The sequence below is a fragment of the Bradyrhizobium sp. 197 genome (assembly GCF_023073375.1).
Classification (GTDB): domain Bacteria; phylum Pseudomonadota; class Alphaproteobacteria; order Rhizobiales; family Xanthobacteraceae; genus Bradyrhizobium.
Genome location: NZ_JADPJJ010000108.1, coordinates 55633 through 79257, shown reverse-complemented (window position 1 = coordinate 79257; position 23625 = coordinate 55633). Strand labels below are relative to the sequence as shown.

The window sequence follows — 23625 nt, the reverse complement described above, 5'->3', positions numbered from 1 at the left end:
TCGAAGTCGCTCCAAAAGGGCGGGTGCGACGGTATTATCCGATAGCCGCTGAGGCGGGGGCTGCGTCGGTGTGTAGCCATCGACGCATTGAGGCGAGTGCAGATATTGGAAGCTAATTCGTTAGCTCTGCGGGGGACAACTTGGCGTCGTCTCGCAGCAATTGCGATATGATCCGCTCGATCCGCACGGCGTCCAATCTTATCTCAGCCATCGATTTCTCCGGTGCAACGTTCTGAACGTGCGAAATTCTCCAATGCCATCAATGCGTGAACGGATCGGGAAAGTTCAGAACGTGCGTTGATTTTGCTGGTCGGCTGGGCGGAGTTCGATTCCGAGGGCCGGGAGTTCGAATCTCTCCGAGCGCGCGAATTCTCAGGCCCGAGTTTTTCGGATCTGGCCGCGGCCGGGAGCCGCCGCTACTTGCCCTGGATCTTCAGCCCGTTGGGACCGACATTGATTTGCAGGCCGTCGGGCTGCTTCTTCGTCTGGTAAAGATTGTAGCCGAGCACGGCCGCCGTGACGACCAGAGCACCGATGATTAGAAACAATAGATTGCGGCTGATGGACATTCTTTTCCCTGAACCACTTGGTTGACCGCGAGAAAAACCCCGCACATGGGCGCGCGGGGTGCATCGATACGCCTCGGGGCTGGCGGCGCACTGCGTTGACTGGGATAATGCGGCTCGAAGGAACTGGTTCCCCGTGCGGCTGGCGCCGCATGTGCAAGGCCGGAGCCGTGTCTGGTCAGTCTGCCGGCGAGCCTGTGTGCCGACCCCGTGCCAGCGTGTCCGAGGGCGACTCGCGAAATGTCGCGCGGTAAGCTGCGGCAAACTCGCCGAGGTGATGGAAGCCCTGGGCGCGCGCGCATGAGGCGACGGTGGCGCCGCCGCCTTTGAGGAGCCGGGCGCGGGTGGCCCACAACCTTTTCAGGCGGATGTAGTGGTGCAGGCTCATGCCGCGTACCTTGCTGACGGCGCCGCCAAGCGTCCGGATCGAGACGCCAAATTCACCGGCAAGATCGGCTGTGTAGATCGGAGCAGTCGGATGTGCCGCGACGTAATCGTCGATCCGCTGCACGAGTTTGATCGATCGCTCGCCCTGGACCGAGGCACTCCGGTCGGGGAGCGGATCGATTCGAAACAGATCGTCGAGCGCGAGCAGCAGGCCTTCCTGGAGATGGCCGGCCACCTCGGTGGTTTCGAACAGCAACGGCTGCACCGACGCGGTTCGCAGAATGTCGAGCAGGAGTTGCCGTATGTGGAGCAAAGCGGGCCGGTTCGCGACATAGGCCCGCAAATCGTCGGCCTGATCGAACCAGCCCCGGTCTCTCAAGCCGGGTGAGAGGATGATCATCGCATGATGATTGGTCTGGGGCTCGACGAAATGGCATTCATCGTTGCCGCGGAGCGCAACGAAGAAGCGCGCGTCGAGATCCATTCCATTGGAATTGACCCGAAGGTCCTCCGTCATGGACAGGATCACCATCCCGCCGGGCATCCGATAGGCTGTGTCGAGGATGCGCGCGAACGAACGCATCAGGACGATGCGGCACGCCGGCAGGGAGACGACGGCACGGGCGGCGGCGAAGTTCGGGACGTCGAGCGGAATGCTTCTCGCATCCTCCATCGACTCGATCGGCCAAAATGCATCGACGTCGGCAAAGCCGATCAGTTGAAGCGCTGAGGATGGGGCGAGGCCGTCGAACAACATGTGTCTGGCCGGATGCTGCAATGTGACAATCAAATGAACGTCAGTACGTCGCCATCAATGGCGAAACATCGCGCTTCAGTAAACCGGATTCCGGGCCGTAGTATTGCGGACATCATGGCATGAAGCCCGGCAGATCGATGTCGTCATCAACGGTCTCGGCTCATCGGCTGGCCGGAGGCGAGGTCGATGAAATGGAGCCGCGTGCAGGCGGGACAAGGTCCGGACCAACCGCGACCGCGACATCCATGATCTCGCAAAAGCGAAGGGGCCCGGAGGGCCCCTTTAAACTTACCAGCGGCGATAGCGTGGTCCGTAATAGCGCGGCCCACCATAATAGCGTGGCGCATATCGGCGACCGTAATAGGGGGCCGGCGCGCCGTAGTACCCATAGTAGTTCGGGCGCCAGAAACAGCGTCCCCAGGCGTCGCAGACCATGCGGACCTGCTCGACGTCCGAGACCTGCGGCGTCGCCGGAGCAGGCGCGATGGGCATGGCAGACGCCGCCGGTGATGCTGCCAAGGCACCCAACAAGGACGCGGCGACGAGGCCAATTCTAAGATTCATGATGTGTCTTCCTCCGCTTACGCAGTACAGGATATCGAAGTTTGTTCTGATCAAATTGTGGCGGAACCAAAATGTAACGCTGATGAATAAGTCTTCAGCCAGCCCGCCGCAGGCCTGACCTTTAGCTCCGCCAAGACTATCCGAGGTTCCAGCCCCCTAAATGTTGGGCTTGCTCGGCGCCGCCGCGACCTCGCCAAGCTGCCGGTCTACGAAATCGAGAAGCAATTGCTGCTGTCGAGCGCCGCCAAATAGCGGCACCCGCAGAGCACCTGCCGGGGCCCCTCAGAAGCAGGGATGCCGGCGGCGATCCTGGCCGACATAGCCGGCCGCGCTGCGGTAGCAATGGTTGGTCGACGGGCCGTCGTAAAAGGCGAAGGTACCGGGGGTGATGCCGGGCCCGTAATTGTGCAGGTAGCTGATCGAGTAGGGCAGCGGGTTCGCGTGGTAGCGGTGATGTCCCCGCGCCTCTGCGAGGCCAGGGGCAAGGATTGCGGCCGACAGGACAGCAACCGCGGCTACAAGCTTCAACTTGCTCATCTCGAATCTCCGGAACCCGCACGAATAGGTCAGCCGTTTATAGCCATTTCGGGCCGCCGGAACACCCGTCTGGCACCCGGAAATCAAGGTCGATCCCAAAGATTCCCGGGTGAGTGTGACACAATTGCCGGACCTGGGGTCGAAGCCTGCCCATTTTTGGCCTTTTCGAGATGCTTAACGAATTTCCCACACAAGTATGACCAAAGAGAATTCGGGTAAGAATCCTGTCGCCGGCCCGAGGGATCATCATCTTGGGGGTCCCACGAGGCCGGTCCCATTCCTGAAGGTTTTCGCCGTCACCTCGCCATGCGCATCACGCTTCTGAGCCTGCTGTTGCTCTCGGTCGTCGCCGCCACGCCGGCGCGCGCCGAGCTGCACATCACCCGCGACCACGGCGGCTATGTCGAGGAGTACAAGGCCAAGTACAAGCGCGTCCGCGAGAAGGGCGAGCGCGTCATCATCGACGGCATCTGCAACTCGGCCTGTACCCTGGTGCTCGGCATCGTGCCGATGAACAAGATCTGCGTGACGCCCCGCGCCAGCCTCGGCTTCCACCAGGCCTATTACGACAAGGCCTTCACCTTTGGGATCAAGGTCACCAGCGCGGAGGGGACGTCCGATCTGATGGCCTATTATCCCGACACGGTGAAGGACTGGATTCGCCGCAATGGCGGGCTCACCACCGACATGAAAAAGATCAAGAATGGTGTCGAGCTCTGGAAGATCATCGATCCCTGTCCCGAAGAATGGTGAGCGGCTGAGCCGTTACTGTCCGTCGCAGCGCAGCATCGTCCGTACGAAATTGGCCTAAATTCGCATTGCCGCATGGGCCGCCGGTGGGGCAATGAGGGCGGCAATGAATAATAATCAAGAAGCCCTGACCGCCCGCGCCGCGCCGATCCTGTTCGTCCTGCTCTGGAGCACCGGCTTCATCGGCACCAAATACGTCATCAACAACGCCGATCCCTTGACCTACCTCGCCATCCGCATGGCGATCGTGGTCGGCCTGATGGCGATCATCGCCGCAATCGCGCGACCGAAATGGCCGGACCGTATCGGCATCGCGCACAGCGCGGTCGCCGGCATTCTCGTCCATGGCTTCTATCTCGCCGGCACTGCGATCGCGATCGCGCACTCTATTCCGGCCGGGCTCTCCGCGCTGATTCCGGGCCTTCAGCCGATCCTGACCTCGACCATCGCCAACCGCTGGCTCGGCGAGAAGGTGACGCCGGTGCAATGGGCAGGCCTGATGCTTGGCCTCGGCGGCGTGGTGCTGATCCTGCACGGCCGTCCCATGACCGGCGAAGCCGGACTCGGCTGGCTCGCCTCGGTGGTCTCGCTGATCAGCATCACGCTTGGCACGCTCTATCAGCGCCGCTACTGCAACCACATCGACTGGCGCGCCGGCAATCTCGTGCAATATGTCGCCGTGACGATCTTCTTCGCGGCCGGTGCCTTCCTGTTCGAGGACCGCGTGGTGCATTGGACGCGGGAGTTCATGCTCGCGCTGGCCTGGCTCGCCGTGGCGCTCTCGATCGGGTCGATCGGGCTGCTGTACTGGCTGATCCGCAACGCCGCCGCCACGTCGGTTGCGAGCCTGTTCTACCTGGTGCCCGCCGTCACCGCGCTGATGGCCTATCTCCTGTTCGGAGAAAAGCTCGATGCGCTGGCGATCGCCGGCATGATGATGTGCGCGGCAGCGGTGTTCGTGGTCAACCGACGCTTCTAGCGCCGGCAGGCCGGGCCGCTGGAATACATCCCTGACGTGCGCGGCACGTTCGTGCTAGGGTCGGCGCATTTCAGTGTCCCTTTCACAGGTGGTTTTCCATGAAGAAGGCGAGACGCGCACTGCTCGGCAGGTCCCTGAAGCCGGTCCGGATTGCCTGCATCAACTACGCGGAGCCGACGATCAGCGGCCGCAAAATGGCCAAGCTCACTGCGGCGCTCCAGAAATGCTACGACAAGCACTTCCTGCCGGTGTGGGGCTATCCGGTCGACCTTTATGTCACCGAAAGGCCGAGGCCGAGCGATTGGCAGCTGGTCTACTTTGACGAGGCCTCCCACAAGAACATGCTCGGCCGCCATGAGCTGACGTATCGCCGCCAGCCGATCTCAAAGATCTTCGTCAAGGCGCTGGGCAGCGAGCCGGTCAGCGTGGCGGCCTCGCACGAGCTGTTCGAGATGGTGCTCGATCCCATGGCCAATCTCTGGGCCGACAAAAATCCTAACACCCAATATGCCTATGAGGTCTGTGACGCCGTGGAGGAGGATTCCTTCTTCGTCGCCGGCTTTGAGATGTCTAACTTCGTCTATCCGTCCTGGTTCGAACCGTTCAAGCATCCCCGAGGCACCAAGTTCGACCACAAGGGGACGCTGACCGAGCCGTTCTCGATGACCGAGGGCGGCTACGTCATCAAGAGGGTCAACGGCAGGAAGGTGATCAAGGCGTTCGGCTCGCCTGAGAAACGGCGGAGCTTCGCCAAGGAGGACCGGCGCGGCCATCGCAGCGAATTTCGCGATCCGCAAGGCCAGCATCACCCCGGCCGGCGCGCAGCCAAGAGGCGAGGGTAGGGTATCGCTGGAGCTGTCTCCGGGCGCGTCCGCACCCGGAGACGTGAGCGTTGCGATCAGCGCTTGGCCTTCCTGGCCTTCTTTTTCGACTTGGCGGCTTTCTTCGTCGCCTTCTTTGCAGTTTTCTTGGCCGCCTTCTTCGACGACTTCTTTGCAGCCTTCTTCGAAGTTTTCTTCGCAGCCTTCTTGGCTTTCTTCTTGGAAGCCTTCTTCGGCGCTACTTTCTTCGTGACCTTCTTGGCGACTTTCCTGACCTTCTTCACCGCAGTGACAGCGGCGTCCTTGGTCGCTTCCACGGCGGCGGTGATCGTGTCCATCGCCTGTTCGGTGATCGGCTTGTCGTCGTCCATATCGTCCCCCACGGTTTGCATGGAGCGATGACGATAGCGAGTTTCATAGTTGTGTCAAAGCAACGCTCAACCGCCATCGAAATTCGCTTGGAGGTTTTCGGTGGCGAGATTGGGATGGTCGTGGAGCAGGTGCCGGCAGAACTCGCGCCAGCCAAGCTCGGTCAGACCAACCTCCTGGCGCTGAATGCCACCATCGAAGCCGCGCGCGCGATGCCGGCCGCGTTTTTGCGGTGGTGGCCCAGGAGGTCAAGACGCTCGCCGGCCAGACCGGCAAGGCCACCGACGAGATATCGAACCAGATCGCCAGCATGCAGCTTGCGACCCAGCATCAGCTTGCGACTGAGGAATCGGTTGTCGCATCAAGGCGATCAGCCAGACCATCAAGCGCAGCAGCGGTATCGCCGGCTCGATCCCGGCTGCGGTCGAGCAGCAGAAAAGCGCGACCCACAACATCGTGGTCAGCGTTCGCGCGGCGGTATCGGGCACGGCCGATGTCGCCGTCAACGTCCGTGACGCCGCCGAGGGGGCGAACGAAACGGGCGAGACGTCCAGCCGGATGTTCGCTTCCGCCCAGGCGCTGTCGGGCGAGAGCCTGCATCTGAAGGCCGAGGTCGACGGCTTCCTCGACCGCGTCCACGCGGCGCGAGGGCTCTAACGTCGTCATTCCGGGTCGGTGCTGACGCATCGCCCGGAACGACGTTTGGGTTATTTCGGCTGCGGCACGATCCGGATGTAGGGCTTCGGTTCATTCCAGCCCTGCGGGTAGATCGTCTTGGCCTCGTCGTTGGAGACTGAGCCCGCGATGATGACGTCGTCACCCTGCGACCAGTCGGCCGGGGTTGCGACGCGATGCTTGGCGGTGAGCTGGAGCGAGTCGATGACGCGCAGGATTTCCTGGAAGTTTCTGCCCGTCGTCATCGGATAGACCAGCACCAGCTTGATCTTCTTGTCCGGGCCGATGACGAAGACGTTGCGGACGGTCTGGTTGTCGGCGGCCGTGCGGATGAGGGGATCGCCGGAGATCGCGGCCGGCAGCATGCCGTACAGCTTGGAGACGTTGTAATCGGTGTCGCCGATCATCGGGTAGTTCGGAGCCGTGCCTTGCGTCTCCTTGATGTCCTCCGACCATTTGGAGTGACGGTCGACCGGATCGACCGAGAGGCCCATCAGCTTGACGCCGCGCTTGTCGAATTCCGGCTTCAGCTTGGCGAGCACGCCGAGCTCGGTCGTACAAACCGGCGTGAAGTCCTTCGGATGCGAGAACAGCAGCGCCCAGCTGTTGCCGATCCAGTCGTGGAACTTGATCTTCCCTTCGGTGGTTTCGGCTTCGAAGTCGGGTGCGGTGGCGCCGATCGGAAGTGTCATGGTTCTACCTCATCGAATTGAATTTACTTGAGAATTCATCCTTGGCCGTCACCATCAGTATAGGGTCTTCGCGACATCAAGTGAACGCCAACTGAACCGCTTCAAGTAAAATGTGAATTCCTTCTTTGAAGGCCTGATGTCCTAGCACCTTTTTGTTACAGCGGCGCCTGCGGCGAAACATCTCCACCGGGGCCACACGGGCCCGATTGCCCCGATAAAGCCTTTTATGACTTCCATCACGCTCGCCCGGCGCTTCCTAGAACCTAAACGGTCTTGGCAGCGACCAATTGGCAACCATCTAGAAAAGTCGTGATCCCCGTATCGAATCATTAACCACCCCTTTACGCCGGCGTGAAAATGCTGGCCGATCAGAAGAAATCTGGAAGTGAACTATGTCTGCCGCTGCGCATACGTCTGTTGAGTCGCCGTCCCTCGAACCGTCCTGCCGCGATACTTCGGCCCACGCACTGACCATCGTGCGCGACGGCGTGATCACGGGCGAAGGCCCGACCACCAAGGGGAGGGTGCACTTCTCCCGCGCGCTCGATGCCGATGACACCGCCTGGTGCGCCCGCATCCTGACCGCCACAGCCGTCAACGACCAACCGATCAGCCGCGCGGAAGCCGAAGCGCTGTTTGAGATCAACGAAGCCGCAACCGAACGCACCGATGGCGGCCGGTTCGACGACCTGCTCGCCAAGGCGGTGGCCCATTATGCCGCGAGCGCCTCGGGCCTGAAGGTGCCGCCGCGCAGCGTCGCGCTGTCTGCCGAGTCCGATATCGAAGGCTGGGCGCCGTCCTATGCCTCCAAGGTTAACAGCGAAATGCTGGAGTGGATTGCCGGCCAGATGCGCGGCAAGCGCCAGAACAACCGTCGCCTGATGGCGATGGTGGCGACCTTCCTGGGCACCACCGCGCTGCCTCTGGCGGGCCAATTGCCGAACGTGTTCGACATCGGCATGTAAGTCCGGGCATGTAAGATCCGGGCATGCAAGAGTGAGATGAGATTGTCGCGCCGCTTGCGAGGCGCGCCTGACAACGGTGGGGTTATTTCCCCGCCGTTTTTTGTTTGCCGGTGTCCGGCTCGAGGCCGAGCGTCCGGCCCGGGAAACCGGCAGTGTCGAAATAGCGCTGGCTGCCGACGCGCTGGAAGTTGAGCACGGTCTGCAGGCCGTTCTCGGACCTCTTCGACTTTTCAACCGCCTTGTACGCCTTCGGAATGATGCCGTTGGGCAGGGCCTCCGACATCACCCGGCCGACCAGGCTGCCGTTCTGCGTGCCGCGCAGGCCCATCAGTCGGGCGGCCGTCATGCCGACGTCGGCATTGCTGACCGGAATCTCGCTGACGTAGCCGGCCTTGAAGTCCGGTCCGATGGCAGCCATGAAGTTCATGGTGTCGCCGCGGCTGAAGCTGCCATGCATGCCCTGGCCCTGGCGCAGCACGGTGTCGGCGACGTGCACCGAGCAGTTGGTCGGCGCCTCGCCGCAATCGCTGGCGTAGGAGCGGAAGTTGACGACGATTGCCGGCGTCGGCGTTGCCGCCTTGCCGCGCAGACTGACGCTCGACAGTGGCAGCGTGCCGGGGAAGCGGCCGAGGGAGTCGTCGACGAACAGGCCGGAGACGTAGTCCTGCTCGAGCAGCACCTTGACGGTTTTAGCCGCCAGCTTCTTGTCCTTGTTCGGCAAATAGATCAGGTCGGAGCCGCCATTGGTGGCGACGACGAGATCGGGCTTTTCCGGATCCTTGCCGAGCACGCCGTTGCCGGCCTTGGGATGCTTGTTGCCCTCGACCTTGGCATTCTTGTCGTTGGGGTCGAACAGCGGCAGGTCGAGCGCCTTGGCGAGGTCGAGCGCCAAAAAGCCCATCGGAAGGAAGTCCTTCGGCGTGTCGTCATAGCTGACCTTGGCCGAGGGGCTGGTCTTGCTTTCCTTCGAGATGGTCGAGAAGCCGTGGTCGGCCTGGACCATGATGTTGGTGTTGGCGGCAAGGCCGAGCTCGTCCAGCGCCTTGCGGAGCTGGGCGAGGTTGTTGTCGGCATTCTTGATGCCGGCCATCGAGGTCGGCCCGTTGATGCCGGGCATGATCTGGTTGAGGCTGTCGCCAGTGTTGTGCTGACTGCCGTCGGGGTCGCGCGACCAGAACACCAGCACGAATGGCTTGTTGCGCGCCTTGAACATCGGCAGCACGACCTTGGCAGCGACGTCGGCGAAATAGGCCTGCTGGGCGACGTTGGCGACCGTGGTGCCCGGCGTCTTGGCGTCGCCGGCCTTGCTGTTGTCGCCGCGTGGCGGCGTGGCGATGGGGAGGCCGGCCTTGGTCAGCGCGGCCTTGACCTCGTCGGACAGCGCCACGCCGTTCTTGGCACCGGTGGCATCGTCGAACACGATCGAATGCAGGCCGGCCTTTTCGGGTTTGTCAGTGTGATCGAACTGATAGGTCGGGCCATGCTTGCCAAGGGCCGCCGTGCTGTAGCCCTTGTCGCGGGCCAGCTTCAGGATCGTGTCTTCATTGAGATAGTCGCCCTTGAAATGCTCGTCGATGTCACCGAGCACGGCGTCGTTCTCGATGAAGGGGACCACGGTGTCGCCGGCGGGGACGGACGTGTAGTTGGTCCAGATCGTGTTGGAGAACACACCGGTATCGCCGAGATAGTGCCCGGTCGACATCGCCGAGCCATTGGCCATGGTGAAGGTCGGGAACAGCGAATGCGAGTTCTTGAAGTTGACGCCCTTGTCGCGGATTTCGGCCATGGCGGGGGCGGTCTCCGGTGTGACCTTCAGTGCCCGCAGACCGTCCGGAATGAACAGGATCAAATTACGAGGGGTGTTGTTCTCGGCGGAGGCACGCCCCGTCGAAAGCCCGGTGGACAGCAGTGTCAGTCCGGCTGACAGCAACACCAGTGAACGGCGCATAAAATCTCTCCCTGCGAGGCAGCTTGGCCGCCAACCGCGGCCCCCGGCTTCGTTTAGTTTCGCTGTATGACGGTCTTGTTACAAGAGCGGAGCGGCATGCAAAGAAGGGCAGGGACCGTCCGCGTGTCCCGGACGCGCTGCAACGCCTCTTCGCGTTGCTGCGCAGAGCCGGGATCCAGAAGGCCGCGCACTCGCTGTTGTATAGGCCCCGGCTCTGCAGCGCACCGCCAAGAGGCGCTGCGCTGCGTCCGGGGCACGGGAGCGTTGTTGAATAACTGACATGGGCTTGCATCCTCGCGGCGTGTTTCGCCCGAGCTTTGCTTCGTCGCTTCACCCTCAATTGAAAGAGGGTGCAGGGAAGACCGGGAGCCGGCTGGCTCCTATTGATCCGCTATGCCAGGAGCAGATTGCGCTACATTGCACAGCGGGAAACAGGGCAACCGGAGCATCCCGGCCTTCCCTGCGCAATGGTTGGAACGGCTTATGTCGTGTTCTCCCCGGGGAGCGATGCACTATTGCCCCCGTCGCCCTGCGGATGGCTGATGCGTGTGCCCGGTCGGACTGCACACATCACCGCAAGACTTGGCGCACAGACCCCGGGCGCCAGGACGACACGATTTGGCCGTACGCCGATCACACCGGTCGTGCGCGCGACGCCTTCGCTCACGGTTGTCCGCCCTGCGAAACCATTCGCGCCGATGTGATCGGCGTCCACCGCCGTCCGGCCCGCGTTCGTGACGATCGCGATACGCCCCTCTTCCTTGGGCCGGAGTGAGTAATTACTAACAAAAATCCGAATTCTAATAAAGCGAAATATTTTGCCGTCGTTCCGTTGACCCCGCGCTTGGGATGTTTCGCCCGACGCGACGCAAGGGATTGTGGCCGGCAATCAATCCGGGGCGGTCGGCACCCGCGTCGTCCGTGCGAGCGCCTGGACCCGCCCTGTCGTCGAATAGCCGCCGCCATCGGCAGTTCACCCGGTGATCGAAAGTGAGGTGCAACATGAGAACGAGAACGGCACGTCCGTCGTTACCCAGAGCGGTGGTCTGGCGCAGGTCTAGGTCAAGATCGAGAAGGAGACCAGGCGCACGACGGTTTATCGCCGCAGCGGTAGAAACAGTGCCATCGTGACACAGGGCACTGGAAATCCGCAGGACATGCCGGACTGGCTGCGCAAGCAGCAGGGCCGCTGACGCACGAAGGCCCATCGTCCGTCATGGACGATGGGCCACATCGTGAAGGGCGTTACCAGTTGCGATAGACGCCGGTCAGGGTGCCGTTGTTGTTGCCCTCCGGGCCGACATCGCCCTGCGTCGAGCTCGGCGCCGGATGGTTGGTGCCGTTGAGCGCGCCGTACGGTCCGGCCGGATAGTACGCGCGTGGCTGAACCGGTTGGTAAGCGGGGGCGGTGCGGTCCCATCCCACGCGCGGTCCGTTCCAATCATAGCCCTGGGCCGAGGCGGCCGTCGTGCCCGCGACGAGCGAAGCCGTGATCAGGCAGAGGAGTTTTGAGTTGTTCCGCATTCGAGATGCTCCTTGCTTGTGTCGCGAGACAACGGCCGCAGTGCGGGAGCGTTCCGGACGCGATCGGCGGAAGCGATCAACTCCGATCAACTGGTTATGAAGTCCGCGGAACAAGTGCGACATCAGCCGGGAATCCCGTGCGTCTTGCCGCAGCTTGTTCCCCGTTAATCCCGTGCCTTAACCAACAATTAATTATACGTTTGCGGGTGGGCGACAGCCCGGCCTAGCGTGCGGTGGGGAGCCGTTTTCGCGAAGCCAAACGAGTTGGTGCGTATCATGATGTCCAGATCACAACACGGGGCCTTGCTTGCCTCGCTCAGCGCAGCCGCGCTGCTCCTTGCCCCCAGCGACAGTTTTGCCAGGCCCGGCGGCGCCGTCGCGCACGCCGCCGCGCCGTCCGGCCCGGTGGCGCGTCCGCCGATTGCGCCAGGCGCCCGTTTCCGCGGCCGTAACACACCCTGGGTCTATTGGCCGGGCGGTGGCGGGTTCTTCTATGACAACGCAGGATACGGCCAGCCTTTCGCCGATTCCGGCCAACCCGTCTCCAACGACGTGCGCTACACCTATACGTACGACGTTCCCTGGGACTGGACGCACCGCTTCCCGCCGAACGTGGTGCCGTCCGACCGGCCCTATGTGCCGAGCTGTCCGACCGAGCAGGTGACTGTGCCCGGCCGCGGCGGCGGCGAGCATACCGTCAACATCATGCGCTGCTACTGAGCGGCGCATTTCCCTCAGCTAGCCCAGCTCAAAACTCGTCACGCCGAAGACGCGGTCGATCCGCAGCGGCGGGATCGGCCCTGTGTACATCCGCGCCGTCTCGAACACCGGCGCGAGGCCGAGCGATTCCGCGAGCGCAATCGCCTCGCGATTGACGGCGGGAACGTCGAGGAAGACTTCGCCGTCCCCCGCACTTGCCAGCAAGGCCTGCGCGATCGCTTCCGCCGCCGCGCGGTCGTCGGCAACGAGCGGGCCGATCTTGCGGCCCGTCCGGCACGGCCGGATCACACCCCATGCCGCGAGCTTGCCGTCGCGCAGAAGCGCGCGACCGATATGTCCCGACGTGTCGATCCAGGCACGCAGGAAGCCGGCGCGCGGGGCCGGGAAGACCGTTGCATCGTCGGCTTCAACGCGCGCGAACGGGATCGTGTCGAGCGCAACGACATCGGCGGGCGGCCTCAGTGGCGCGGCGACGATGCCGCCATAGCGGATATTGGCGTAGGCGAGCTGGAAGCCCGATTTTCTGTAATTATCCTGCTGCGCCACGACGCCATCGAGGCCGATGACGCGGGTGCCCGCATGCGCGATAGCGGCATTCCAGATGCGCAGCCCGTGGCCTCTGTCGCGAAAATCCGATCGCACGATGTAGAAGCCCAGGAAGGCGAAGCGATCATCGTAGTTGACGCAGGAGACGGTCGCGACCGGCTCGCCGTCGATCTCGCCGACGAAGAAGCCTTTCGCGTCCGGGATCGCGAAACAGGCGGTATCGGAGAGGCCCGGATTCCAGCCTTCGGCCGCGGCCCAGTCGGCGGCGATGGATATCTCCTCCGGGCGCAAATTGCGGATCTGCAAATCGCTCATCTTTCAAATTGCTCGCGACGGTGGACCTGCCGGCAGGTCCGGCGGTAGAAGGCCTCATGATAGGCCGGGCCTGCGGCTCGCCTCAACGATATCACAGAGGATGATCGGTCATGGCAGCAGAGAAGGTCGCACTCGTTACCGCCGGCGGCAGCGGCATGGGGGCAGGGGCTGCGCGTCGGCTCGCAGCCGACGGCTTTCGCGTCGCCATCCTGTCCTCCTCCGGCAAGGGCGAGGCGCTGGCAGCCGAGCTCGGCGGGTTAGGGGTTACCGGTTCCAACAAGTCGAACGACGATCTGAAGCGGCTTGTCGACGGGGCGCTCGCGCAATGGGGACGCATCGACGTGCTCGTCAATAGCGCGGGCCATGGGCCCCGTGCGCCGATCACGGAGATCATCGACGAGCAGTGGCATACCGGCCTCGACACTTATCTGCTCAACGTGATCCGTCCGACGCGGCTGGTGATGCCAATCATGCAGGCGCAGAAGGCCGGCGCCATCATCAACATCTCGACAGCCTGGGCGTTCGAGCCGAGCGCGATGTTTCCGACGTCCGCCGTGTTCCGCGCCGGCCTTGCCGCCTTCACGAAGATCTTCACCGACACCCATGCCGCCGACAACATCCGCATGAACAATGTGCTGCCGGGCTGGATCGACAGCCTGCCGCAGACCGATGCACGCCGCGACAGCGTGCCGATGCAGCGCTACGGCAAGGTCGAGGAGATCGCCGCGACGATCTCGTTCCTGGCGTCCGATGGCGCGGCCTATATCACCGGCCAGAACATCCGCGTCGACGGCGGACTGACGCGTTCGGTCTAAGGCGCGGGAAGTCGAATCGCGTTTCGCGCTGTTGTCGTGATGCGACATTGGCGTGCGTCGTACGCCACGAATGAGGGATCACGCGTGGCCCTTGGGTCACACCCGTCGCGCGTTCGCGCGCCGCACGGCTCACATTACGTCACAGTCCCTATGAACTTCGCCGCAGCCCAAGACGGCACGGGACCGGCGGCGTATGCCCGATCTGCGCCGGACGCCTTCCGCCCGCGCGCATTCGAAACGCGAGATCAATCGCGTGAGGCAAGGAGACTGGAATGAAAAAGTTTTTGCTGGCGGTTGCTTCGGTCGGCTCGGTTATCTTGGGCCCCGCATCCGTGCAGGCGGCCGATCTCGCGGCGCAATACACCAAGGCGCCCATGATGGCGCCGGCCTACAACTGGACGGGCTTTTACGTCGGCGGCAATGTCGGCGGGCAGTGGGGCAGCGCCGATCCGACCACCTCGACCGTTTTCGATCCGCCCGGCTATTTCGCGGCCAGCAGCGTCCCTGCCATCAACGCGGTCGGCGCCCAGGGCGTCAACAGCTCCAGCGTGACCGGTGGCCTCACCGCAGGCTACAACTGGCAGGTCAACCACGCCGTGCTCGGCCTCGAAGGCGACATCAACTATTTCGGTTTCAAGGGCAGTGCGACCGCTTCCGCGGTCTATCCCTGCTGCGCCCCAACCGGCTTCACCGTGTCCTCGCAGGTCTCGGCCGACTGGCTCGCCACGATCCGCGGCCGTATCGGCTTCCTCGCGGCGCCGACCTGGCTGCTCTACGCCACCGGCGGCGCGGCGATCGCCGAGGTGAAGGGTAATTTCAATTTCACCGACACGTTCGCCGCGGCGACGGAGTCGGCCGCGTTCCGCGACACACGCCTCGGTTGGACCGCAGGTGTGGGCACCGAATATGCCGTCGGCGGCGGCTGGTCGCTCAAGGCGGAATATCTCTATGTCGATCTCGGACGTAGCACCGTGACCAGCACCAATCTGCTTGGCGGCGCATTTCCGGCCAACGTCTTCACCCACTCGGTCGATCTCAAATCGAACATCGTGCGCGTCGGCGTGAACTACAAGTTCGGCGGACCGGTCGTCGCCAGGTACTGAGCTTCCCGTTCCGATCCTGGCGTGGAAAGCCCCGGCCTGGCCGGGGCTTTCCGTCTTGAGGCTCAGCCTGCGTGCGAAGCCACGAGGCGCGCCAGCGCGGGCAGGATCTTGTAGCGCGCGATCTCGTGCGGATATTCACCCCGGTTAGCGAGCAGGACGATGCCGATCCGCCGCGCCGGCACGAGGCCGATATAGCCGGAGGCGTTGTTGAGCCCGCCCGGCTTGTCGACGACGGTGACGCCCGGAAGACGCACCGTCTCCCAGGCCATTCCCTGGCCAAACTTCTCGTCGACGCGGAAGATCTCGTGCTGTGTCATCCGCAATGCCTCGCGCAAGTGAGGGTCGATCGACCGCCCGTCGACGCAGGTCGCAACGAACGTCGCGAGATCCCGCGGCGAAGAAAACATCTGGCCCGTGCCGGGAAAATCGAAATAGCTTTGCTGGTCGCCGATCGGGCCGATCGCCATGCCTTGATCCGAATAGCCCTGGACCGCGCGGTGCATCCAGACCTCGTCCATGACGGCACGGCTATCTTCGCCGCGTTCGGGCACGGAGGTCGCATTCATGCCGATCGGCTTGAGGATGCGCTGTTCGAACAGGGCCGCGATCGGCGTGCCGTAACAGCGCTCGAGCACGAGCTGAAGCAGCACGTAGCCGGCGTGGCTGTAGACGCGCTGCTTGCCGGGCATCTCGCCGGCCTGCGGTCTCCAATTGTTGAACATGTCGATGAACTGCGCGCGCGTAAAAGTCCCGTCCGGCCAAGGCGGATGGTCGGTCGGCAGCAGCATGCCCGAGGTGTGCGTGACGAGTTCGCCGACGGTGACGCGGCGGATATAGTCGCCCGTGAGTTCGGGGACATGTTTCGGCAGATGATCGCCGAGCCGCAGCTCGCCGCGGAGGGTGCCGAGCGCGACCAGCGTCGCCTCGAACGGTTTGCGCAGGGAACCGAGGTTGAACAGCGTGTCCGGCGTGACCGGCCGTCGCGTGGCGTCGTCGGCAAAGCCGTAGTTGAAGAACTCGACATGGCTGCCGGCATAAAGCGCGGCGGCAAGGCCGCCCGGCTGGTCCGGCGTCGCGGTCGGCGCCAGCTCGTTTGCGACGATGTCGCGCATCTGCGCGATCATGTCGGAATCTGCCGCGGCGCGGTGCGGCCACGCCAGCGCGACCGGAACAAGCGCCGCCCGGGCGAACGCCCGCCGGGTGAGGTGCGATGAGGTGACAACAGACGGCACGGCCCTGACGCAGGATGCGATGGCCCCCGAGTCTCTTTTAACGGGAAGGGCCGTGCCTCCCTATTCACGATTGCGCGTGGTGGGTTCCGCCTGTGGAGCCTCCGACAAGATTACTTAGCTTATGAGCTAACAATTGTTGACGCCGGATGGTGGCAGCCCTATAATTAGCTCCATGGCTAACCAATTGTCCCGGCTCGACCAGGTCTTTTCCGCACTCGCCGATCCCACCCGGCGGGCGATCGTGATGCGGCTCTGCGGCGGCGAAGCGTCGGTCGGTGAACTCGCCGATCCCTTCGAGATGGCGCTGCCGAGCTTCATGAAACACATCCACGTGCTGGAGACGAGCGGGCTCGTTCTGTCGGAGAAGTCCGGCCGCGTGCGCACCTGCCGTCTCAGCCCGGACGCGCTCGTCGGAGCGGAGGACTGGTTCCAGCAGCAGCGCGCGATCTGGGAGGCGCGGCTCGACCGCTTCGAGGCCTATGTGATGAAGCTGAAGAAAGACAAGGAGAGGGCGGGCGCCAAACGGCCGTCCAACAAAACCAACAGGACAACCGGCAAGACAACCAAACGGAAAGGTTCCGAGTGATGACGAATTCTGCCAATCCCGCCCTGTCGCAATGGTCGCTCGACCGCGAGATCGTGATGTCGCGTGTGATCGACGCGCCGCGCGATCTGGTGTTCGAGGCGTGGTCCGACCCGAAGCATCTGCCGCAATGGTTCGGGCCGAAGGGTTTCAAGCTCGAGACCTTCGAGATCGACGTGCGCGTCGGCGGCGTCTGGCGCTTCAACATGATCGGCCCCGACGGCACCGTCTATCCGAACCGCATGCGTTTTCGCCGCATCGAGCGGCCGTCTTTGATGGAGATGGACCACGGCACCGACCAGGATGAGGATCCCGGCCTGTTCCGCTTCACCGTCACTTTTGCCGAGCAGAGCAACGGCAAGACGGTTCTGATGATGCGGCAGCTGGCGTCGAGCACGGCGCAGCGCGACGGCATGATCAACTTCGGTGCGGTCGAATACGGCTACCAGACGCTGGACAAGCTCGCCGCGTATGTCGGTGGGATGAAGAGCTGAAGGAGGCCGCGCGGCCCGCCTGCCGCGCGCTCACTCCTCATGGCCGGGGCTAAACCCGGCCATGAGGGAGATGACAGAATTGGGCCACCCCATACCGAACAGCGTTACTCCTTCGCCTCATCCGTCACGATGCCGCCGAGCTTCTGCCAGCGCTGGCCGTCGAATTGCACCATCTGGAACTGCTTGTTGACTCGATAGTCGGTCGGGCTTGTCGTCACGGAAATCCCTGGCAGGGTCAGGTCGAGTTCGATGTTCCGGAGATTGGCGGCCTGACGCATCACGTTCTCGCGGGTGAGATCGTCGCCGCATTGCTGCAGCACCTGCACCAGGAGCTGGGACGTGATGTAGCCGTAGACGTTCAGGTTCGAATCCTTGTCGCCGTCCGGATAGTACTTCGCCATGAAGGCAAGATAGCGTTTCATGCCGGGATCGTCCTTCCACTCGGGATCGGCGGAATCCTTGACATAGCCGACGCTGACGACGCCCTTGGCGTTGTCGAGTCCGGCGGGTTTCAGCACCGCGCTGACCGAGGAGGCGTTGATGTCGATGATGTGCAGCGGCTTCCAGCCGATTTCGGCGACCTTCTTGATCGCCTGCGCGGCCTGTTTGGGCGTCGTGGCGCTGAACAGCACGTCGGCACCTGCATCCTTCAACCGCAGGATCTGCGAGTCGATGGTGGGCTCGGTGATCTCGTAGGACGTCTCGGCCACGATCATCTTCGCCTTGTCACCAAGACCTGCTTTGAAGCCGGCGAGGTAGTCCTTGCCGAGATCGTCGTTCTGATAGAGCACACCGATCCTGGCGTTCGGATAGTTCTTCAGAAGATATTGCGCGTAGATGCGGCCCTCGACGAGGTAGGATGGGTTGAAGCCCATGGTCCAGGGGAAGTTCTTCGGATCGGTGAAACGCGCCGCGCCGGTTGCCGCGAACAGCTGCGGGACCTTCTTGGCGTTGAGATATTTTTGCACGGCGACATTCGGCGCCGTGCCGATGATCTGGAAGGTCAGCAGCACCTCGTCGCTTTCGACCAGCTTGCGGGTCTGCTCAACCGTCTTCGGAGGCGAATAGGCGTCGTCATACTGAATCAAGTTGACCTTGCGGCCGTTCACGCCGCCCAGATCGTTGATCATTTTCATGTAGGCGGCCTGGGTCTTGCCGATCACGGCATAGGCCGAGGCCGGACCGCTGAGCGGGACGGTCTGGCCGACCTTGATCTCCGTGTCGGAGGCGCCGGAATCGTATTTCTTTTGCGCCTGTGCGGTCGGGATCGACAGCGCGAGAACGAGCGCGGATGCCGCGGCGCGTTTGATAAGTGCGTTTTTCATTTCCATTCCCTGTTCGTGACCGTCACTCGCCCTTGAGGCCCGCCTCGCGGATCAGCCCGGTCCATTTCTGCGTCTCGTTGTCGATGAACCGGCCGAACTCCGCCGCGGTGCCGGCGCGCACTTCGAGGCCCTGTGCGGTCAGCTTGTTCTTGATCGCCGGCTCGGCGAGCGCACGCAAAACTTCGGCCTGCAGTTTGTCGACGATGGCGCGCGGCGTCGTCGATGGCGCCATGAAGCCGTACCAGCCGGCCGCAGCCACGTTGGTAAAACCCTGCTCACGCAGGGTCGGCGCTTGCGGATAGAGCGCGCTGCGTTCGGCCGAGGCGACGCCGAGCACAGTGAACTTGCCGCTCTGGATGTAGGGCAGGGCGGTCGGCAGCGCCGTCAGCGTGGCATCGACGCGGCCGGCGAGCAGCTCGGTGTAGGACGCCGCATCGCCACGGAAGGGAATGTTGAGACCCTTGACGCTGGCATCCCTGAACAGGAGCTCGCCGGCAAGATGCGGCTGCGAGCCGGCGCCGGGTGAGGCGAAGGTCAGTCCGTCCGGTTTCGATTTGCCGTAGGCGATCAATTCGGGAAGCGTCTTGAACGGCGCGTCCGCGCTGATGATCAGGAACAGCGGCGCGATCACCGCCATCGCGACCGGCTGCAGATCCTTGCGGTCGTAGGTCAGTTTGCCGAACAGCGCTTCGGCGGTGGCGTAGGGCGCCGCGACGTAGAGAAGGGTGTAGCCGTCGCCCGGCGCATGCGCGACCGTGTCGTTGGCGATGCGCGTGCCGGCGCCCGGCTTGTTTTCGACGATGAATTGCTGGTGCAGGTAGCGGCCGAACTCTTCGGCCAGCAGCCGCAGCGAAATGTCGTTGGAGCCGCCGGGCCCGTAAGGCGAGATCTGCCGCACCATGCGCGACGGCCAGGCGTCCTCAGCGTGCGTGGAGAATGGAAGTGCGGATAGCGAAAGGGCGAGGGTGCCCAGGAATGTTCGCCGTGTGACGGTCATGATGGCCTCCCGGTGGAGCGCCAATTGTCGTGTTCATCGCCTGGCGCTCTTCTTGTTTCGCTTTTGTGTCTCGATCGGTCCCGCGGCGCCCACGCTGGCGCGGATGCTGTCGGCAAGGGCGGCAATGCGCGGGCCGATCTCGCTCTCCAGCTGGCCGGGCTGGAGCCGGAACGCAGGAATGCCGCAATTGATCGAAAAGGCCTGCCTCGCCTCGCTCGCATGAAACAGCGGCGCGGCGACGGCATGGATCGAGGCCATGTACTCGCCGAAGCAGGTGCAGAAGCCGCGGCTGGCGCATTGTGCGAGGCCAGCGCGGTATGTCCCGCGGAAGGCTGACCACAGCTCGGTGTCTTCGCTCGCGATGCGCTCTTCGAGCAGCGCGGCATCGGCCTGCGGCAAGGTCGCCGCCGCGGCACGGCCCATCGCCGTCATCACCACGGAAATGGGCATGCCGATGTCGGGGACGTGCGGGCCGACGTCGCCGGAACGCGCGGTCTCGACATAGATCATGGAGGTCGCATCGAGCAGGCCGATCGAGACCGTGCCGCGCACGCTCTGCGCCAGCTCCTGCATCATGGGCCGCGCGACCTGACGGAACTGCATGTCGGCGAGCAGCGGATGCGCCATGCGAAGCGCTCGCGCGCCGACGCGATATTTGGCGCGTTCGGAATCGTAGCGGAGGTAGCCGAGCTCGGCGAGCGTATGCGTCAGCCGCGCCACCGTCGGCCGCGGAATCCCGGTCAGCGTCGACAGCTCCATGTTGCCGAGCTGCGTCGCCCCCGCCTTGAACGCCTCGAGCACACCACGAGGCCTTTTGCCAGCGTCGTTTGTGTGTGTGTGTGTGTGTGTGTGTCCACTATACGGACGACCGGCGATTGCTCCGGCCGGGACAAAATGGACGCGACGATCACTGCAGCAACACTGATTTTTGTCGTGATTCGGTGGCTTGTCGTGACAGGATTATTACGATCAGACGTCATATCGATTACGGCGGAGCGCTTCATGTTGCAGTGGCAGGCACGGTCAAATCCCCTCGCGTGGTGGTGGGGGTCCCTGACGCTGGTCAGTGCTGCCAACATTCTCGTCTGGTTGATGCTGTACCGCGAGTTCTACCCGACGCCTGCCGGCAGCATCAGTGGCGGCTCCGGCATCGGGCTGATGTTCCTGCTCTGCGCGGGTTATGTCTTCGGCTGCGCCTTCCGCTCGTTCCTGCCGCGCGCCGACGTGCAGCGCATCTGTCTGTTCGACACCTGGCTCTCCAGCATCTTCGTCGGCCGCACGGTCGCGACCGTGGCCGAACTGTGCTTCGTCGCGCAATGGGCGATCATCCTGCATCAGCTCGGGATCATGACGGGCGCCGAGACGGTCGTGAACATCGCGTGGGTGATCGTGCCCATCATCATCGTCGCGGAGTGCTTCTCGTGGTACGCGGTGGTGACGACCAACTTCCTCTTCAATGCGATCGAGAATTCATTGTGGGCGGTGACATTCTTCCTCGCGGGCATCGCGCTGTGCCGGCTGATGCCGGAATTCCAGGGGCCGGTGCGTTGGGCGCTGATTGCCGGCATCGTCGGCATCGCCTGCTTCCTGGCCTTCCTCGTCACCGTCGACGTGCCGATGTATCTCAGCCGCTGGCGGGCCGGACATCAAGAGGGCAACCGATTGCTCGGCTTCCTCGAAGGCCTGCATGACGTCTCGACGCGGTGGGTCGTGACCCACGACATCGCGCACTGGAAGGGCGAGCTGACCTGGATGTTCCTGTATTTCACCGCCGCCGTGTGGTCGAGCCTCGCGCTCTGTGCGCTCTACGCGATGGAAGGCTATCTCACGCGCTATCTCGCTTGACGGCTTATTTGCCGACCAGGCCGCACTTGCTGCGTTCAAGCGGGCGGAAGGCCTGGTCGGGCGGGATGGTCGCGACCAGCTTGACGAAGTCCCACGGCCCTTTTGATTCCTCCGGCGTCTTGACCTGCACCAAGTAGAGATCGTGTATCATGCGCTGGTCCTCGCGGATGCGCCCATTGGGCGTGTAAGCGTCCGAAACGGGCGTCGCCTTCATCTTAGCCATCACCGTCGCGCTGTCGTCCGAGTCGGTATCCTTCACGGCCTGGAGATAGTGGCGCACGGCGGAATAGACCCCGGCCTGAATTTGTGACGGCATCGCTTTGCGGCGTGCGAAGAAGGCATCGGAGAATATCCGGGCTGCCGGCGAGACGTCCTCGAAGAACGAGGTGACGATGAGATCGCCGCGCGTCGCCTTCAACCCGACGGCCTGGATATCGACGTTTTGGAACGACATCGGCACGATTTTCATGCCCTGGTCGGCAAGGCCGAATTCTTCGGCCTGCTTGATCGCGGTGGCGTTGTCGCCGGCGACGTTGATTGCCAGGATTTTTGCGCCCGAGGACTGCGCCTGGAGCAGGAATGAACTGTAGTCGGGCGTGCCGAGCTGCGCCTTCACGCTGCCGGCGACCTTGCCGCCAAGCGCAATGATGCGCTCGCGGGCGGTTGCCTCGATCGAGTGGCCGAAGGCATAGTCGCCGGTGATGAAGAACCACGGCTCCTTACTGGTCTGCATGACGCCGGAGACCACGGCGGTCGCGGTCGAATAGGCGTCCTGGGTCCATTGCACGCTGCTCGGTGCACAGGCTTCATCGGTGAGCTGGTTGGCGCCGGCGCCGGAGACGAGGAAGATTTTCCCGTTGCCGCGCACCAGTTCCTGCACCGCGAGCGCGGCACCGGAGCTGCCGCCGTCCGCGATCGCCTGCACGCCGTCGCTGAACCATTTGCGGGCGAGCGATGCGGCGAGGTCCGGCTTGTTCTGGTGGTCGGCCTGCAAGATCTCGATCGGTTTGCCGTTGATCTTGAAGCCGAACTCCTCCGCCGCCATCCGCGCCGCCTCGGCCGAGCCCGGGCCCATCGCGGTCGCGAATATCCCGTTCATGTCGGTGAGGACGCCGATGCGGACGACATCGCCTTTGATTTCCGCGTGCGCGGTGGCGCCTGCGAGCGCCAGCGCGATCAGCAGGATAGCAGTCGATGTCGTACGAAGCGTGCTCATGGCGTTTCCCGATCCTGTTGTCGTTTTGATTGATTGGTGCCCGCGGTCAGGCCGGTTCAGCGATGACCTTGTTGCGCAAACTTCCGATGCCGGAGATCTCGACCTCGACGGTGTCGCCGGGACGCATCCACAGTGGCGGCGTGCGCTTGGCGCCGACGCCGCCGGGGGTGCCCGTGACAATGACGTCGCCGGGGACGAGCGGGCAGATCGCCGAGATGTAGGCGATCAGCTCGGGTATCGCGGTGATCAGGAGATCCGTGGTGGTGTCCTGCACAACGGCGCCGTTCAGGCGCGTCTGCAACGTCAGCTTCGACGGATCGGGGATCTCGTCCGTTGTCACCAGCCACGGGCCGAAACTGCCGCTCTCCGCAAAGGTCTTGCCGGAGAGGAACTGGCTCGTGTGCCGCTGCCAGTCGCGGACGCTGCCTTCGTTGTAGCAGGAATAGCCGGCGATGTGGTCGAGCGCGCGGCTCGCGGGGATGTGACGGCCTTCCTTGCCGATGACGAGCGCGAGTTCGCCTTCGTAGTCGAAATCGTCGCTGACTTTCGGCTTCACGATGGGCTGGAGGTGTCCGACCTGGCTGCAGGGAAAACGCACGAACAGCGCTGGCTTCTCCGTAACGGTGCGCCCCGTTTCGACAACGTGGTCGCGATAGTTGAGGCCGACACAGATGATCTTTCCGGGATCGGGAATGACGGGGGCGAAGGTGATCTTGTCCAGTGGATGATCGGGCGCCGCGGAAACGGCGAGCTTTGCCGCCTCGGCAACGCGATTGGTTTCGAGCAACCGCCGCAAATTGGTGCAGTCTGCCATGCGTGCGCCGAGATCGACGACGCAATTATCCCTGACGGCTCCGAAGGAGGGATGTCCGTTGGCAATAAAAGAGAGCAGCTTCATGA

26 protein-coding genes and 1 pseudogene are annotated in these 23625 nt (G+C 63.4%); 11 read left to right on the top strand and 16 right to left on the bottom strand.

The genetic code is table 11. The features are described 5' to 3' along the window. Window positions 1-416: 416 nt before the first annotated feature. The 4 genes from IVB27_RS25575 to IVB27_RS25560 form a co-directional block, all read right to left on the bottom strand. Window positions 417-569, bottom strand: a complete 153-nt coding sequence (locus IVB27_RS25575) for a hypothetical protein (RefSeq protein WP_247348393.1) — start codon at window positions 567-569, stop codon at window positions 417-419. A gap of 175 nt (window positions 570-744) precedes the next feature. Further along, on the bottom strand, window positions 745-1710 hold the full coding sequence (locus tag IVB27_RS25570) for an AraC family transcriptional regulator (protein ID WP_247445922.1): 966 nt from the start codon (window positions 1708-1710) through the stop codon (window positions 745-747). Window positions 1711-1998: 288 nt separating this feature from the next. Further along, window positions 1999-2274, bottom strand: coding sequence for a hypothetical protein (locus tag IVB27_RS25565; RefSeq protein ID WP_247445921.1), 276 nt, complete (start codon window positions 2272-2274; stop codon window positions 1999-2001). A gap of 282 nt (window positions 2275-2556) precedes the next feature. Next, complete coding sequence (locus IVB27_RS25560; RefSeq protein WP_247445920.1) at window positions 2557-2811, bottom strand: hypothetical protein; 255 nt, start codon at window positions 2809-2811, stop codon at window positions 2557-2559. A 306-nt stretch (window positions 2812-3117) separates the two neighbouring features. On the opposite strand from IVB27_RS25560, the gene IVB27_RS25555 reads away from it, so the two are divergent. From IVB27_RS25555 to IVB27_RS25545, 3 genes are all read left to right on the top strand, one after another. Then, window positions 3118-3564, top strand: a complete 447-nt coding sequence (locus IVB27_RS25555) for a hypothetical protein (protein WP_247445919.1) — start codon at window positions 3118-3120, stop codon at window positions 3562-3564. A 103-nt stretch (window positions 3565-3667) separates the two neighbouring features. Next, window positions 3668-4540 (top strand): DMT family transporter, encoded by an 873-nt coding sequence (locus IVB27_RS25550; RefSeq protein WP_247445918.1) that lies wholly within the window; start codon window positions 3668-3670, stop codon window positions 4538-4540. Between the two features lie 98 nt (window positions 4541-4638). Continuing rightward, complete coding sequence (locus IVB27_RS25545; protein WP_247348383.1) at window positions 4639-5382, top strand: hypothetical protein; 744 nt, start codon at window positions 4639-4641, stop codon at window positions 5380-5382. 56 nt (window positions 5383-5438) lie between these two features. On the opposite strand, the gene IVB27_RS25540 is transcribed toward IVB27_RS25545, so the two are convergent. Together IVB27_RS25540 and IVB27_RS43695 are read right to left on the bottom strand one after the other, a co-directional pair. Next, the gene (locus IVB27_RS25540) at window positions 5439-5732 is read right to left on the bottom strand and encodes a histone (protein ID WP_247348381.1); all 294 of its coding nucleotides are present in this window, start codon (window positions 5730-5732) and stop codon (window positions 5439-5441) included. Between the two features lie 161 nt (window positions 5733-5893). Beyond that, entirely contained in the window at window positions 5894-6061 is a 168-nt protein-coding gene (locus IVB27_RS43695; RefSeq protein WP_524536505.1) for a hypothetical protein, read from the bottom strand. A gap of 125 nt (window positions 6062-6186) precedes the next feature. On the opposite strand from IVB27_RS43695, the gene IVB27_RS43690 reads away from it, so the two are divergent. Further along, the gene (locus tag IVB27_RS43690; protein ID WP_247348378.1) at window positions 6187-6387 is read left to right on the top strand and encodes a hypothetical protein; all 201 of its coding nucleotides are present in this window, start codon (window positions 6187-6189) and stop codon (window positions 6385-6387) included. A gap of 50 nt (window positions 6388-6437) precedes the next feature. Here IVB27_RS43690 and IVB27_RS25520 read toward each other — a convergent pair whose 3' ends face one another. Beyond that, entirely contained in the window at window positions 6438-7097 is a 660-nt protein-coding gene (locus IVB27_RS25520; RefSeq protein ID WP_247445917.1) for a peroxiredoxin, read from the bottom strand. Between the two features lie 392 nt (window positions 7098-7489). Here IVB27_RS25520 and IVB27_RS25515 point away from each other — a divergent pair, with 392 nt between their 5' ends. Beyond that, entirely contained in the window at window positions 7490-8062 is a 573-nt protein-coding gene (locus IVB27_RS25515) for a hypothetical protein (protein ID WP_247348374.1), read from the top strand. Between the two features lie 82 nt (window positions 8063-8144). On the opposite strand, the gene IVB27_RS25510 is transcribed toward IVB27_RS25515, so the two are convergent. Further along, window positions 8145-10010 (bottom strand): alkaline phosphatase family protein, encoded by a 1866-nt coding sequence (locus tag IVB27_RS25510; RefSeq protein ID WP_247445916.1) that lies wholly within the window; start codon window positions 10008-10010, stop codon window positions 8145-8147. Window positions 10011-11255: 1245 nt separating this feature from the next. After that, window positions 11256-11534 (bottom strand): hypothetical protein, encoded by a 279-nt coding sequence (locus IVB27_RS25505; RefSeq protein ID WP_247445915.1) that lies wholly within the window; start codon window positions 11532-11534, stop codon window positions 11256-11258. Between the two features lie 276 nt (window positions 11535-11810). Between IVB27_RS25505 and IVB27_RS25500 the strand changes: the two genes are divergently transcribed. After that, window positions 11811-12254 (top strand): hypothetical protein, encoded by a 444-nt coding sequence (locus tag IVB27_RS25500; protein ID WP_247445914.1) that lies wholly within the window; start codon window positions 11811-11813, stop codon window positions 12252-12254. An 18-nt stretch (window positions 12255-12272) separates the two neighbouring features. On the opposite strand, the gene IVB27_RS25495 is transcribed toward IVB27_RS25500, so the two are convergent. Further along, window positions 12273-13115: a GNAT family N-acetyltransferase gene (locus IVB27_RS25495; protein ID WP_247445913.1), complete on the bottom strand. Its 843-nt coding sequence runs from the start codon at window positions 13113-13115 to the stop codon at window positions 12273-12275. Between the two features lie 110 nt (window positions 13116-13225). Here IVB27_RS25495 and IVB27_RS25490 point away from each other — a divergent pair, with 110 nt between their 5' ends. Beyond that, complete coding sequence (locus IVB27_RS25490; RefSeq protein ID WP_247445912.1) at window positions 13226-13930, top strand: SDR family oxidoreductase; 705 nt, start codon at window positions 13226-13228, stop codon at window positions 13928-13930. A 272-nt stretch (window positions 13931-14202) separates the two neighbouring features. Then, on the top strand, window positions 14203-15033 hold the full coding sequence (locus IVB27_RS25485; RefSeq protein ID WP_247445911.1) for an outer membrane protein: 831 nt from the start codon (window positions 14203-14205) through the stop codon (window positions 15031-15033). A gap of 62 nt (window positions 15034-15095) precedes the next feature. Here IVB27_RS25485 and IVB27_RS25480 read toward each other — a convergent pair whose 3' ends face one another. Beyond that, window positions 15096-16265 (bottom strand): serine hydrolase domain-containing protein, encoded by a 1170-nt coding sequence (locus tag IVB27_RS25480; RefSeq protein WP_524536504.1) that lies wholly within the window; start codon window positions 16263-16265, stop codon window positions 15096-15098. A gap of 172 nt (window positions 16266-16437) precedes the next feature. Here IVB27_RS25480 and IVB27_RS25475 point away from each other — a divergent pair, with 172 nt between their 5' ends. Further along, window positions 16438-16851 (top strand): ArsR/SmtB family transcription factor, encoded by a 414-nt coding sequence (locus IVB27_RS25475; protein WP_247445909.1) that lies wholly within the window; start codon window positions 16438-16440, stop codon window positions 16849-16851. After that, window positions 16851-17342: an SRPBCC family protein gene (locus IVB27_RS25470; protein WP_247445907.1), complete on the top strand. Its 492-nt coding sequence runs from the start codon at window positions 16851-16853 to the stop codon at window positions 17340-17342. Before IVB27_RS25475 ends, IVB27_RS25470 begins: the two co-directional genes overlap by 1 nt. A gap of 104 nt (window positions 17343-17446) precedes the next feature. Here the strand turns inward: IVB27_RS25470 and IVB27_RS25465 are convergent, their stop codons facing one another. The 3 genes and pseudogenes from IVB27_RS25465 to IVB27_RS25455 all read right to left on the bottom strand — a co-directional run bounded on the left by IVB27_RS25465 (window position 17447) and on the right by IVB27_RS25455 (window position 20524). Beyond that, entirely contained in the window at window positions 17447-18667 is a 1221-nt protein-coding gene (locus tag IVB27_RS25465) for an ABC transporter substrate-binding protein (RefSeq protein ID WP_247445906.1), read from the bottom strand. 22 nt (window positions 18668-18689) lie between these two features. Further along, complete coding sequence (locus IVB27_RS25460; protein ID WP_247445905.1) at window positions 18690-19664, bottom strand: Bug family tripartite tricarboxylate transporter substrate binding protein; 975 nt, start codon at window positions 19662-19664, stop codon at window positions 18690-18692. A 33-nt stretch (window positions 19665-19697) separates the two neighbouring features. Further along, a pseudogene (locus IVB27_RS25455) lies at window positions 19698-20524 on the bottom strand (IclR family transcriptional regulator). A gap of 142 nt (window positions 20525-20666) precedes the next feature. Here IVB27_RS25455 and IVB27_RS25450 point away from each other — a divergent pair. Then, a complete protein-coding gene (locus IVB27_RS25450; protein WP_247445904.1) occupies window positions 20667-21509 on the top strand; it encodes a hypothetical protein in 843 nt (280 codons plus the stop codon). A 4-nt stretch (window positions 21510-21513) separates the two neighbouring features. On the opposite strand, the gene IVB27_RS25445 is transcribed toward IVB27_RS25450, so the two are convergent. Further along, window positions 21514-22725, bottom strand: coding sequence for an ABC transporter substrate-binding protein (locus IVB27_RS25445; RefSeq protein WP_247445903.1), 1212 nt, complete (start codon window positions 22723-22725; stop codon window positions 21514-21516). 46 nt (window positions 22726-22771) lie between these two features. After that, window positions 22772-23623, bottom strand: a complete 852-nt coding sequence (locus tag IVB27_RS25440) for a fumarylacetoacetate hydrolase family protein (RefSeq protein WP_247445902.1) — start codon at window positions 23621-23623, stop codon at window positions 22772-22774. Between the last annotated feature and the right edge of the window lie 2 nt (window positions 23624-23625).

Coding starts and splice junctions, on each gene's coding strand:
- IVB27_RS25440 (WP_247445902.1), bottom strand. CDS start 23,623: ATGAAGCTGCTCTCTTTTATTGCCAACGGACATCCCTCCTTCGGAGCC.
- IVB27_RS25470 (WP_247445907.1), top strand. CDS start 16,851: ATGACGAATTCTGCCAATCCCGCCCTGTCGCAATGGTCGCTCGACCGC.
- IVB27_RS25505 (WP_247445915.1), bottom strand. CDS start 11,534: ATGCGGAACAACTCAAAACTCCTCTGCCTGATCACGGCTTCGCTCGTC.
- IVB27_RS25485 (WP_247445911.1), top strand. CDS start 14,203: ATGAAAAAGTTTTTGCTGGCGGTTGCTTCGGTCGGCTCGGTTATCTTG.
- IVB27_RS25565 (WP_247445921.1), bottom strand. CDS start 2,274: ATGAATCTTAGAATTGGCCTCGTCGCCGCGTCCTTGTTGGGTGCCTTG.
- IVB27_RS25445 (WP_247445903.1), bottom strand. CDS start 22,725: ATGAGCACGCTTCGTACGACATCGACTGCTATCCTGCTGATCGCGCTG.
- IVB27_RS25560 (WP_247445920.1), bottom strand. CDS start 2,811: ATGAGCAAGTTGAAGCTTGTAGCCGCGGTTGCTGTCCTGTCGGCCGCA.
- IVB27_RS25520 (WP_247445917.1), bottom strand. CDS start 7,097: ATGACACTTCCGATCGGCGCCACCGCACCCGACTTCGAAGCCGAAACC.
- IVB27_RS25510 (WP_247445916.1), bottom strand. CDS start 10,010: ATGCGCCGTTCACTGGTGTTGCTGTCAGCCGGACTGACACTGCTGTCC.
- IVB27_RS25450 (WP_247445904.1), top strand. CDS start 20,667: ATGTTGCAGTGGCAGGCACGGTCAAATCCCCTCGCGTGGTGGTGGGGG.
- IVB27_RS25575 (WP_247348393.1), bottom strand. CDS start 569: ATGTCCATCAGCCGCAATCTATTGTTTCTAATCATCGGTGCTCTGGTC.
- IVB27_RS25540 (WP_247348381.1), bottom strand. CDS start 5,732: ATGGACGACGACAAGCCGATCACCGAACAGGCGATGGACACGATCACC.
- IVB27_RS25555 (WP_247445919.1), top strand. CDS start 3,118: ATGCGCATCACGCTTCTGAGCCTGCTGTTGCTCTCGGTCGTCGCCGCC.
- IVB27_RS25490 (WP_247445912.1), top strand. CDS start 13,226: ATGGCAGCAGAGAAGGTCGCACTCGTTACCGCCGGCGGCAGCGGCATG.
- IVB27_RS25545 (WP_247348383.1), top strand. CDS start 4,639: ATGAAGAAGGCGAGACGCGCACTGCTCGGCAGGTCCCTGAAGCCGGTC.
- IVB27_RS25475 (WP_247445909.1), top strand. CDS start 16,438: ATGGCTAACCAATTGTCCCGGCTCGACCAGGTCTTTTCCGCACTCGCC.
- IVB27_RS25495 (WP_247445913.1), bottom strand. CDS start 13,115: ATGAGCGATTTGCAGATCCGCAATTTGCGCCCGGAGGAGATATCCATC.
- IVB27_RS25465 (WP_247445906.1), bottom strand. CDS start 18,667: ATGAAAAACGCACTTATCAAACGCGCCGCGGCATCCGCGCTCGTTCTC.
- IVB27_RS25570 (WP_247445922.1), bottom strand. CDS start 1,710: ATGTTGTTCGACGGCCTCGCCCCATCCTCAGCGCTTCAACTGATCGGC.
- IVB27_RS43695 (WP_524536505.1), bottom strand. CDS start 6,061: ATGCTGGGTCGCAAGCTGCATGCTGGCGATCTGGTTCGATATCTCGTC.
- IVB27_RS25550 (WP_247445918.1), top strand. CDS start 3,668: ATGAATAATAATCAAGAAGCCCTGACCGCCCGCGCCGCGCCGATCCTG.
- IVB27_RS25460 (WP_247445905.1), bottom strand. CDS start 19,664: ATGACCGTCACACGGCGAACATTCCTGGGCACCCTCGCCCTTTCGCTA.
- IVB27_RS25500 (WP_247445914.1), top strand. CDS start 11,811: ATGATGTCCAGATCACAACACGGGGCCTTGCTTGCCTCGCTCAGCGCA.
- IVB27_RS25515 (WP_247348374.1), top strand. CDS start 7,490: ATGTCTGCCGCTGCGCATACGTCTGTTGAGTCGCCGTCCCTCGAACCG.